The sequence below is a fragment of the Francisella-like endosymbiont genome, assembly GCF_003069505.1.
GTDB lineage: Bacteria > Pseudomonadota > Gammaproteobacteria > Francisellales > Francisellaceae > Francisella.
Window position 1 is genome coordinate 1 of record NZ_QAPC01000011.1, and the last position, 327, is coordinate 327.

Genomic DNA, 327 nt, shown 5'->3' on the forward strand with positions numbered 1-327 from the left:
TAGCAGAAGAGGATTCGTTAATCACACTAGAAACAGATAAAGCGAGTATGGAAGTTCCTTCTCCAGTTGCTGGTAAAATCACTAAATTAACTGTAAAAGTAGGTGATAAAGTTTCACAAGGAACTGCGATAATGGAAGTTGAGGTTGAGGACAGTATTGATCAAGCTGCTGTTACAAAATCACAACCACAACAAACTAGCCAAGCTCATGCAGCAACTGCAGCGAGTCAAATTGTCGATGTTAAAGTTCCAAATATTGGCGATTATGACAGTGTTGATGTGATTGAAGTATCTGTAAAAGTAGGTGATGAGATAGCAGAAGAGGATT

The 327-nt window shown here is 38.5% G+C and carries 1 protein-coding gene; it reads left to right on the forward strand.

Annotation, left to right across the window (positions count from 1 at the left end; translation table 11 throughout):
- Positions 1–327: biotin/lipoyl-containing protein (locus C9379_RS08580; protein ID WP_343377590.1), on the forward strand; the 327-nt coding region annotated here is incomplete at both ends.